Raw genomic sequence first — 10,443 nt, forward strand, 5'->3', positions numbered from 1 at the left:
AAAAGTTTCCCAACTTATAAAGACTCATCACACATGGAATTCATGATAATATTTAACTAATAAAAGTTATCGATTAACCAATTCAGTAGGAAAAAAGATTCAATACATTAAAATTCGATAGGGATGAAAACCACTGGAGGTGAATAAAGCATATGGGCAAATTAAACTTTTTACTTGCAGAGGATTACATTAAACCAAAGATTTACTTTCAATCTAAGCAGACTCCAATATTTAAAACTGTTTACTCTTCGGATGAGCAAAGGCAGTTCAATGGGTTAGACAATTTGACCCAATTGTTGAATTCTCCCAAAGGATTCATATTGAATGCATTTCAAATTGACTACTATCAACTATTACCGCGATTGATAGCAAGATCGTTAAAGGATAATCGTTCTTACAAAAAAATATACATTCTTGGTCCTGAGCTGTCTCTTTCTATTCTAAAGCGCAGTTCGAAAACCGTCTACGAGAAACATTTTCAAGAGTTTGGATACATCAATATTGATCAGGAGCAAAAATATGTCATTGATCAGTGCTTAAAACTTTTAAAAGAAGGGCATATCTTGTATATTTTACCTGAAGCGTCTGTTTGTTGGCGTCCGGAACCATTACAACAGTTCGAAAATAAATTCACTCCACTTTGCAGCACGTTACTCAGTCAAGAGGCCCATGTTCCGATTCTATCTTCTGCGACGACAGAAGGTTCAAACAAAGTGACGTTGTTTGCACCGAACATGCCTCAACAGTATGTGGGCGATTTAGAATCACGGATTGAACAACAGTCCGAATCGATTTATGCCTTATTAGACTCCCCACTCTCTGACTTCTGAGTATTCTCACACTAGGGATTACAGCTTATCCACATAAACTAATACTACTGGAGGAATTAATTATGAAAAAGGTAACTGGCTTATTCTTCATTGCAACAGCACTTTTCTTGTTAGGTAGTTCATTTAAGCCCTTTGCTGAGGAAGCGCCACGTATCACTAAATTTGAAGCTCCAATTATAAAATTTGCTGAAGAAGCTCCGCGCATCACTAAACTTGAGGCTCCAATCACAAAATTTGCTGAAGAAGCACCACGCATCACGCAAGCTGTAGATACTCCTAAGCCATTTTCAGAAGAACTCCCACGCCTTATTTAATATTTCAAGAGACGCCTTTCAAGCGTCTCTTTTTTGCGTCCGCCCCCTCCCTATTTTCGAAAAAAAGATAAATAAATTACATATTAACCTCCATTTATTTCTTTTTTCCTTATATAATAACGAAGACATGATGACGATTACATTTCTTCGTTATTTCATGAACGATGCAGAACAAAGGAGCGGACCCCGATTGAATACACAGAAATCATCTTGGCCTATTAAACTCATGATCAGCTCATCCCTCGTCCTAACCGGGACGGCAGTCGTTCCGTTCACACTTTCTTCGACCGGTATCGACACGAACCGAGTCGAGGCAGCTTCTACATACACAACAACAGTGAATTTAAATTTACGAAAAAGTGCTTCCACGTCCGGGACGATTCTATTGACGATCCCGTCCGGCAAAGCCGTCACATATCTTGGCACGTACGGCTCGTGGTATAAAGTGTCTTACGGTGGACAGACCGGATACGTTTCGTCTCAATATGTGAAAGTGTCTTCGACAATGACGACAAATTCCACGAAAACATATACGACGACAGTCAACTTGAACTTGCGTAAGAGCGCCTCCCCGACCGGTACGATTCTTATGACGATTCCCTCAGGTCGCAATGTCACGTACCTTGGCACATATGGCTCTTGGTACAAAGTGTCTTACGGCGGACAGACCGGTTACGTCTCGTCTCAATATTTGAAAGCAACAACGACGTCGACGACAACCGCTGCGAAAACGTATTCGACGACCGTCAATTTGAACTTACGGAAAAGCGCTTCTGCAACAGGCACAATCCTTTTGACAATCCCGTCCGGACGTACGGTAACGTATCTCGGTACGTACGGCTCTTGGTATAAAGTGTCCTACGGCGGACAGACCGGCTACGTCTCGTCTCAATATTTGAAAGCGACGACGACAACAACGAACACGTCAACGGGTACAGGACGAACGATTGTCATCGACGCCGGACATGGAGGTAACGACCCAGGTGCAGTATTCGGCTCCGTTCAAGAGAAAGTGATCGCTCTCGATATTGCCAAGCGCCTTGCCGGATCACTTTCAAGCACGTATAACTATGACGTCAAAATGACACGCTCGACCGATACTTATTTGACGCTTTCTAACCGTGTCTCGCTTACTAAAACGTATAAAGGGAGTGCGTTCATCAGCATTCATGGCAACTCGTCGACGAACACGTCGTTCCACGGGCATGAAGTGCTCGTGCCGACGACCGAAAGCTATACGACGAATCCGTACATTTCCGCGAGCCGCAGCCTAGGGACGGCCATTAACCGTGAGCTCGGCGCCCGCATCCCGACGATCCGAAATCGCGGCGTGAAGTATCAGAACGTATACGTCGTCGGAAAAAATAGTGTACCCGCGACGATTGTCGAGTACGGCTTCATCACGAACGCCAACGACCGCTCTCATTTGACGAGCACGACGTACCGGCAACGGATGGCAGACGCAACCGCTTCCGGTATCCATCAATTCATGCGCTCTCATTACTGATTTGTTAAAGACCTGGCTGAACGTTCAGCCAGGTCTTGTTGTCTTCCGCCATATTTTGTGCGGGGCCCCAGGTCCCCAGTAATGTTCGATTGTCAGTGCCGGGGCGCCGAGCAGTCGCTCCCAATACGCTTGGGACGTCGGAAATCCTGCATCTAAATAAAACGTCGTCTGGCCCGTTGACACCAGTTCCGCCATCACGTGGTGGAGCAAGAACGTCCCGACCCCTTGCCGCTGGGCGCTCGGGGCGACGTATACACAACCGACCTCAACAGCGTTCGGCTCGACGTCTAAGTGAGCGGTAATGATTTCGTTTGGCGGCAACGTGGCGGCCGTCCCGACGATGACACCCTGTCGTTCGACGACATACACGTGAACGGACTCGTCGTCAAAGCTGTCTTGAATGGTCGTATTGAGACGTGCGACTTCTTCTTCTAGCAGATCGGCATCTTCAAACTGTTCGCGGCGAATCAAGTCGCTCAAACTTTCCATGAAAAGACGTTGGAGCGACTTCACATCTTCCCGTACAATCGGGCGAAAGTTCACGGACACCCCTTCTTTCCGGCTCTCATTTTTTAGTCTTTACCCGCCTGTTCACGAGAGGTAACGCTCGACCGCGAACGTCACATAATCCTTTAACTATTTCATACGAAAAAATAGTTTTGGGGAATGAAGCATAATGATAGGTAGACTCCTACTTGCTGAGTATAATTAAATCTACAATACATCACATTTTAGCGAGGTAAACATGGAACCAGTAGTCGAACACTCAATGAGTCATAATTATTTTCTCGTGATTCTCTCTTATATCATTGCCGCCGTTTCCGCCTATGCCTCCATCGAACTGGCACGACGGGTCAACTCGACGAACCGTTCCGCGCAACATATGTGGATTTTGGCAGGTGGCGCCACGCTAGGGCTTGGGATTTGGTCGATGCACTTTATCGCCATGCTCGCCCACGAGGCATTGCGACCGGTCACCTATTCAATCCCGCTCGTCTTCTTGTCGGTCGTGATCGCCATGGCTGGCTGTATTCTCGGCTTTTTAATCGTCTCACGCCACACGACGCATCCTGCCCTGGCCGGGGCGGGCGTACTGATGGGAATCAGTATTGCGAGCATGCACTACGTTGGCATGGGCGCGATTCAAGGTGTCACGATTTTATATAATTCCTGGTTGGCCGTCTTGTCGCTCGCCATCGCTATCGCCGCTTCCCTCGTCGCCTTATGGATCGGATTCTTTTCGAAGTATGCGAAACAGAAAATCGACCTCGAGCTGAAAGTGTTCTTCTCTTTGCTCATGGGTGTCGCCATTTTCGGGATGCACTACGTCGGTATGCTGGCGTCTTCATTCACGTTCTTAGAAGGGAACGACCCGAACGTGACTGGAATCGAACCGTCGCTCCTCGCCTGGCTCGTGACGGCCATCACCGTCCTATTGTTCGCTATTTTCTTCTTGTCGCTCTCACTCGACCGGCACTTACGCCGGCGCGAATTGATTCAAGCGACGATTCTAGACTCGACGACGGACGCCGTCGTGACGACGACGAAAGATGGGCTCATCCAATATGCGAACACGGCGTTCTATCGTCTGTTCGACCAAAGCGATGAACAGTTCTTCCAAGACTACCATCCGTCACTCACGATTCAGCAACCGTTTTATGAAGCACGACGCGTCGACGTCGATGAGTTGACGATTGAAGTGACGTCTTACCCGCTCAAAGGGGAAACGATGGACCAAGTACTGTGGTTCTTGCGTGACGTCTCCGAGACGATCGCTTCCCAACGGCTCGTCGAACATATGGCGTTCCACGATGCACTCACGGATTTGCCGAACCGGTACAAACTCGAACGGATCCTGGCCGACCATATCCGCATCGAAGATCCGGTCGCCTGTCTTTACATCGACATCGATCGGTGGCGCTTCTTGAGTGACATGCTCGGGCATAACGGCTCCGACGACTTGGCGCTTCAAATCGCGGATCGACTCAAGCACACGATTCATCCGGACGATATTTTGACGCGCGTCGGTTCGTCAGAGTTCATCATCTTGCTGTTCGATAAACGGAGCACGCTCGCCAAACAAAAAGCGGAAAAGTGTATCAAAGCGATCTCACAACCGTTTAATATCGACGGCACGACCGTCGAATTGACGATGAGCGCCGGAATCAGCCACTATCCGAAAGACACGACGACAGCCGACGAACTCGTGCAATACGCCCGTCTCGCCGTCCATGAATCAAAACGGACCGGCAAGAACCAAATCAAAGAGTTCGAAGATGAATCGAAACAACAGATCTTGCGCACCGTCGAGATTGAGAAGGCGTTGGCGCAAGCTCTCGACCGAGAAGAGTTCGATCTCGTCTATCAACCGAAAATTTCGCTCACTCATAATCGGCTCGAAGGCGTCGAGGCGCTATTGCGTTGGCATCACCCGGTGCTCGGTCAAGTCGGACCGGACGAGTTCATTCCGATTGCTGAGAACACAGGGATGATTCACCAAATCGGGGCGTGGGTCATGCGTGAGTCGTGTCGGGCGTGGGTGCGTTGGCACAAAGCAGGCGTGAAGCCATTCACGTTGTCAATCAACGTCTCTCCGCTCCAATTCGCTCGCGAGGATTTCGTCGAGACGCTCCAAGCCATGCTTGACTCGACCGGGATGGACCCGATGTTCCTTGAACTCGAAGTGACCGAATCGTCGATGCTGTCGTATGAAGCGTCGACGCGCGAGAAACTCACGCAGCTTCACCAGTTTGGCATTTTAATCTCACTCGATGATTTCGGGACCGGCTACTCGTCGTTCCGTCAGCTTCGTGAACTGCCTGTTCAAGTGCTGAAGATCGATCGCTCGTTCATCACTAACTTGTTCACGGACCGGAACCAAGAAGCGATCGTCCGCTCGATGATTCAGCTCGGCCACAATCTCGGCATGAAAGTGCTCATGGAAGGCGTCGAGACGTCCGATCAACTCGAATGGTTGCTAAACGAACGATGTGACTATGTTCAAGGCTATTACTTCAGTCGTCCGCTCCGAGAGAAAGACGTCGTCAAGCACGTCAAATCAGTGACGACTTATATCGAGTTCGGCAAAACCCGAACGTAACGAGACTGCAGTTCGCTGCAGTCTTTTTTTTGCCTTCAAAAAAGCTCCTACGCCGGGGGACGTAGGAGACCGTGTTATGAGACGCGCGCTTTTTCTTGTTCGCGAATCAAGTGGTATTGTTCGAGGATCAACTTCGTCAACGTGTCGTTCTCATGCAATTGTAGATATTTTTCCACCGTCGAGACGATGCCGTCTTCTTCAATTGACAGATTAAGTTCAGAAGATTCTGAATCCTCAGGGTTGTAATAGGTCAAGGCCGCGGCGATCCCGTAGGCGAGTTCGTTCGGTTCGATGCCGTTATCGATCAGTTCACGGGCCGGTTTGACGAGCCGATCACTCGGGCCGAGTTTACGAATCGGGGAACGAGCTACACGTGAGACTTCATCCTTCAACTTCGGGTTTTCGAAGCGCTTAATGATCTTTTGAATGTACTGGCTATGCTCTTTCGCTTCGAAACCGTATTTCTCAAGCAAGAGCCAACCCGTCTCATACAAAGCGCCTTGGACGACTTGACGGACACGGCGATCTTTTAACGCTTCGTCGATCGTCCCTTTCCCGAACAACGATCCGATATATGACGCGATCGCATGACCCGTGTTGACCGTGAACAGCTTCCGCTCGATATATGGACCAATCTCGTCGACCCACGTCACACCGTGAAGCGGGGGCCGCACGTCCAATCCTTGCGTCTCGATGACCCATTCGTAAAACGTCTCGACTTCAACGTAGAGCGGGTCGACGTGTTGTTGCAACGGTACGATCCGGTCGACGGCCGCGTTCGGGAAGAAGGCGCCTGCCGAGCCGACACCACCTGCCGCCTCAACTTCACGTTGGAGCGAGGCGCTGCCGCCAATCATGTTCTCACAAGCGATGACGTACACTGGTGCGTCTGATTCTCGGTCGCGCAGTCCCATGCTGATGAGCGGGGCGACTTTCGGAAGCAACGTCGGCCCGACCGCCGTCGTGACGAGGTCAGCCTCGGCAATCAGTTCTGCGACCCGGTCCGGCTCTTTCAAACTGTTGACGCCGCGCACGCGGTCGACAACGACGTTATCCATTCCTTCCTCGGCAAATCCGACCTCATAAAACCGCTTGTTTTCTAGCGCCTCGATGACCGTATCGTTAATATCAACGAACGTCACCTCATATCCGCTCTGATTGAGCAAGAGCCCGATAAAACCGCGGCCGATGTTTCCAGCCCCGAAATGTACAGCTTTCATGATGCCACCTCTTCCATAAATAGCGACAACATCTCTGCTTCTGTCTTCGCCTGTACGAGGCGCTCGACGTTGTCTTCGTCCGAACAGATCACGGCGATTTGGGAAAGGAGTTCGAGATGCTCATCATTCACCCCAGCGATGCCAATGACAAGTTTCGCCGTCTGTCCTCCAAAATCGACCCCTTCAGGCACTTGGATAATTGAGATGCCTGTCTTTTGAACGGCTGATTTTGCTTCTTCCGTCCCGTGCGGAATCGCCACGTGGTTCCCGATATACACGTTCGAGAGCGCTTGACGCTCATGCATCGCCTCGATATAGGCCGGCGATACGCAACCGGCGGCGTGTAACACCTCTCCGGCTGCATGGATCGCTTCGGCACTCGTATTGAACGTTTGGTTGAGTCGAATCATCTCTGTCTGAATGAATGGCATTTTAGTTCCTCCTATTACCTAAAACCTTGTCTCTGTCTGCGTTGTTATGAGATTTTGCTGCGTTCTGCTTTAATTTCTTCAATCAATTGGTCGTAGTAGTCCGCGTTCAAGAAGTTCGTCACCGAGCGATGAATCGCGTTCGGTACTTGGGCTTCAGCACGTTCTGTCAAATCTTCGTGGGTGATGACGAATTGCGCGTCTTTCGGTAGTTGGCTGATCGATGTGTTCGTCACTTTAATTGGCAAGTTCGCTTTGTTTACTTTATTGCGCAGGACCGAGGCCCCCATCGCGCTTGAGCCCATACCGGCGTCACAAGCAAAGATGATGTGATCGACTTTGTCGAGACGGTCTTGGACGAGCGCTGACGCATAAGATTGTTTGCCTTTCATCGCGCTGACGTTTTGTGTCGCTTCTTCAAGTGACACTTCTTCGGCCGCGCTCGACTTCAAGATGACGCTCGCCACAGCAAACGTGACGGCTGCTGACAAGAGGATTCCGACAATCAATCCGACGTGTGAACCGCGCGACGCCATTGCAAGAATCGCGAAGATGCTACCTGGTGACGCTGGTGCGACGAGACCGACATCGAACAAGACGAATGTGAAGATACCTGTCGCGCCCCCGGCGATCATCGCCAAGATCAAAATCGGCTTCATCAAGACGTACGGGAAGTAAATCTCGTGGATCCCACCGAGGAAGTGAATGATCGCTGCCCCAGGAGCTGTCCGTTTGGCTGCGCCTTTAGCGAAGAACATGTAAGCGAGAAGTAAACCAAGACCTGGTCCCGGGTTCGCTTCAAGTAAGAAGAGAACCGATTTTCCGGCGTCGGCGACTTGATCGACACCGAGCGGGCTCAAAATCCCGTGGTTGATCGCGTTGTTCAAGAAAAGGACTTTTGCCGGTTCGATGAACAAGCTTGCGATCGGAAGCAATTTCGCCCCGACAATCCAGTCGACGCCTGCTGCCATGATTTTATCGAGTCCGCTCATAATCGGTCCGAAGATCTCGAATCCACCGAGCATGAGAAGGCCACCGACGATCCCGACCGAGAAGTTGTTGACGAGCATCTCGAAGCCGGCTTTTACTTTCCCTTCTAGGGCACGGTCGACTTGACGGATGATGTAACCGCCGAGTGGACCCATGATCATCGCTCCAAGGAACATTGGGATGTCCGTCCCGACGATGACCCCCATCGTGGCGAGCGCCCCGACGACACCGCCTCGAACGTCATGAAGCAATTTACCACCCGTGAATCCGATCAAGAGCGGTAAGAGATACGTAATCGTTGGACCGACGAGTTCGGCCAAGTTTTCATTCGGCCACCAACCTGTCGGAATAAACAATGCGGTGATGATCCCCCAAGCGATGAAGGCGCCGATGTTCGGCATGACCATCCCACTCAGGAAACTCCCGAACCGTTGAACTTTGACTCGGACACCGCCCGAGCCAGCTTGCGTATTCGCCATTTATAAAACCTCCAGTCTTAAATTGTGAAAGGATGCGTGTAGTGTAGCTAACCGGTTTGTGCTCTACACCTGTATTGTAGACCCGGAGTAAGCGCTTACTCAATTCAATCCAGTTCACACTTTGGCAATATTTCGTGCCAAACAAAAAAATGACCACGGCGGGTCATTTCTCGTGCAACGCGTCTTGAATCATGTTTTTCATGCAGTCATGAAGCAAGAGGCGCAGTTCTTTCTTTGATCCGGTACTGTATAAGGTCATATGGTCTTCGCTTTCGATGAGAGAACCGCTGACCGCGCTCAAAAATTGAAGTTCGATATCACGTGCGTCTTCTGATGCCAGCAAGACGAGCAGACGCGACACAGGCTCCGTCGACTGGTCCATCATGAGGAGCGGGATTGACGTCGTCAAATCGAAGGCGAACACGCTTGCCCGCTCGATCGACGCGTGGCGTCCATGGAACAGGGCGAGCTTCGTGCCAGGGATGCCGAGACCGGCCACTTCATGTCGTCTTAGCAGTTGCGCCGATAACTGAATCCCGCTTTCGACGAGACCTCGTTCTTCCAGATGCGTGCCGATGTCGAACAAGATGTCTTCGAGCCGGTCGCTGTTGTCGAGCGTGACGAGGTCGAACTGACGGTCCATCCGTTCAAACGTCTCGACGAGTTCACCGAGCTCACGGAAGTCGAGCGTCGTCGAATGTGGTTTCACATCTTTTGTTTGGAACGATTGCGGCAGAGACAGCAGCAAGTGACGGACGCGTTGCACTTCCTCAGTCGTCAACAACGGATTGACCATGAGCGTCGGCACCGAGAGCGGTGGAAGCGGCACGGTCGACAAGATGACGTCGTAGTCATCGAGCCGGTGCTGTTCGAGACCGAACAATGACGAGTTGACGACGTCTTGCATCTCTGGAAACTCTTGCTTCAATCGGTTGACGAGCATCTTCGATGACCCGAGTCCGGCCGAACAGACGACGAGCGCCCGGTATTCTCGGCGGCGGACCGGTTTGACGAGCGCGGCCGCAAAATGCATCGCCCAAAATACCGTCTCACCTTCCGTGAACGTGTTCGTCCCGAAGACGATATCAGCCGCTTGCTGAATGGCCGCCCGCAAGTTCGGATAGTCTCGGTCGATGTGCGGCCGGACCGTCTCGGTATCCGGAAGTGCTTGCGTGTTCAAACTCGACAAGATGTGAGCGAGCAACCCTTTCTCTAGAGCAGCATCATCCGTGAAGGCGAACCCGTGGATGAGCGAGACGTGATGAATCAGTTTATGCACGCGAATCTGCATGACCCAACGTTCTTCTTCGTCTTCTTGCATCTGTTCTTTTAAGGATCGGAGCCGGTTCGCTTCTTCAGCAAACCAGACGCGTTCAGCCATCGAAAACGGGATCCCGAGTGCCGTTTCCATTTCTTTCGCGACTTTCAAATAATCGTCCGAGCGCCCTTTCGTGTACATCTCTAAGAAGAAACCGGCGTCGAGTCGTGCTTGTTGCACACCGTACGCGAACGTCACGCGCATAATCGTCCGGTCATCCATCCGTTCGAACGAATGGTTCTTTAAATAGTCGTAAC

9 protein-coding genes are annotated in these 10,443 nt (G+C 50.8%); 4 read left to right on the forward strand and 5 right to left on the reverse strand.

Annotated features, from left to right (window positions below):
- Positions 1-152 precede the first annotated feature (152 nt).
- The 3 genes from JJU47_RS14535 (at position 153) to JJU47_RS14545 (ending at position 2,651) form a co-directional block, all read left to right on the forward strand.
- Positions 153-830: a hypothetical protein gene (locus JJU47_RS14535; RefSeq protein WP_228620777.1), complete on the forward strand. Its 678-nt coding sequence runs from the start codon at positions 153-155 to the stop codon at positions 828-830.
- Between the two features lie 62 nt (positions 831-892).
- Positions 893-1,144, forward strand: a complete 252-nt coding sequence (locus JJU47_RS14540) for a hypothetical protein (RefSeq protein ID WP_228620780.1) — start codon at positions 893-895, stop codon at positions 1,142-1,144.
- A 190-nt stretch (positions 1,145-1,334) separates the two neighbouring features.
- On the forward strand, positions 1,335-2,651 hold the full coding sequence (locus JJU47_RS14545; protein ID WP_228620782.1) for an N-acetylmuramoyl-L-alanine amidase family protein: 1,317 nt from the start codon (positions 1,335-1,337) through the stop codon (positions 2,649-2,651).
- A gap of 24 nt (positions 2,652-2,675) precedes the next feature.
- On the opposite strand, the gene JJU47_RS14550 is transcribed toward JJU47_RS14545, so the two are convergent.
- The gene (locus tag JJU47_RS14550) at positions 2,676-3,194 is read right to left on the reverse strand and encodes a GNAT family N-acetyltransferase (RefSeq protein ID WP_228620784.1); all 519 of its coding nucleotides are present in this window, start codon (positions 3,192-3,194) and stop codon (positions 2,676-2,678) included.
- Between the two features lie 202 nt (positions 3,195-3,396).
- Here JJU47_RS14550 and JJU47_RS14555 point away from each other — a divergent pair, with 202 nt between their 5' ends.
- On the forward strand, positions 3,397-5,751 hold the full coding sequence (locus JJU47_RS14555; protein WP_228620786.1) for a bifunctional diguanylate cyclase/phosphodiesterase: 2,355 nt from the start codon (positions 3,397-3,399) through the stop codon (positions 5,749-5,751).
- A 74-nt stretch (positions 5,752-5,825) separates the two neighbouring features.
- Here the strand turns inward: JJU47_RS14555 and JJU47_RS14560 are convergent, their stop codons facing one another.
- The 4 genes from JJU47_RS14560 to JJU47_RS14575 form a co-directional block, all read right to left on the reverse strand.
- Positions 5,826-6,971, reverse strand: a complete 1,146-nt coding sequence (locus JJU47_RS14560; protein ID WP_228620788.1) for a mannitol-1-phosphate 5-dehydrogenase — start codon at positions 6,969-6,971, stop codon at positions 5,826-5,828.
- Positions 6,968-7,402: a PTS mannitol transporter subunit IIA gene (locus JJU47_RS14565; protein WP_228620790.1), complete on the reverse strand. Its 435-nt coding sequence runs from the start codon at positions 7,400-7,402 to the stop codon at positions 6,968-6,970. The genes JJU47_RS14560 and JJU47_RS14565 overlap by 4 nt, the downstream gene beginning before the upstream one ends.
- A 44-nt stretch (positions 7,403-7,446) precedes the next feature.
- Positions 7,447-8,868, reverse strand: a complete 1,422-nt coding sequence (locus JJU47_RS14570) for a PTS mannitol transporter subunit IIBC (RefSeq protein WP_228620792.1) — start codon at positions 8,866-8,868, stop codon at positions 7,447-7,449.
- Positions 8,869-9,031: 163 nt separating this feature from the next.
- Positions 9,032-10,443 (reverse strand): BglG family transcription antiterminator (locus tag JJU47_RS14575; protein WP_228620794.1); only part of this gene is annotated, 1,412 nt, incomplete at its 5' end.

The organism is Exiguobacterium sp., from assembly GCF_020832205.1.
GTDB lineage: Bacteria > Bacillota > Bacilli > Exiguobacteriales > Exiguobacteriaceae > Exiguobacterium.

What these genes read in the sequence shown, in the direction of transcription:
- JJU47_RS14540 (WP_228620780.1), top strand. Translation starts at nt 893, where the DNA reads ATGAAAAAGGTAACTGGCTTATTCTTCATTGCAACAGCACTTTTCTTG.
- JJU47_RS14570 (WP_228620792.1), bottom strand. Translation starts at nt 8,868, where the DNA reads ATGGCGAATACGCAAGCTGGCTCGGGCGGTGTCCGAGTCAAAGTTCAA.
- JJU47_RS14565 (WP_228620790.1), bottom strand. Translation starts at nt 7,402, where the DNA reads ATGCCATTCATTCAGACAGAGATGATTCGACTCAACCAAACGTTCAAT.
- JJU47_RS14560 (WP_228620788.1), bottom strand. Translation starts at nt 6,971, where the DNA reads ATGAAAGCTGTACATTTCGGGGCTGGAAACATCGGCCGCGGTTTTATC.
- JJU47_RS14535 (WP_228620777.1), top strand. Translation starts at nt 153, where the DNA reads ATGGGCAAATTAAACTTTTTACTTGCAGAGGATTACATTAAACCAAAG.
- JJU47_RS14555 (WP_228620786.1), top strand. Translation starts at nt 3,397, where the DNA reads ATGGAACCAGTAGTCGAACACTCAATGAGTCATAATTATTTTCTCGTG.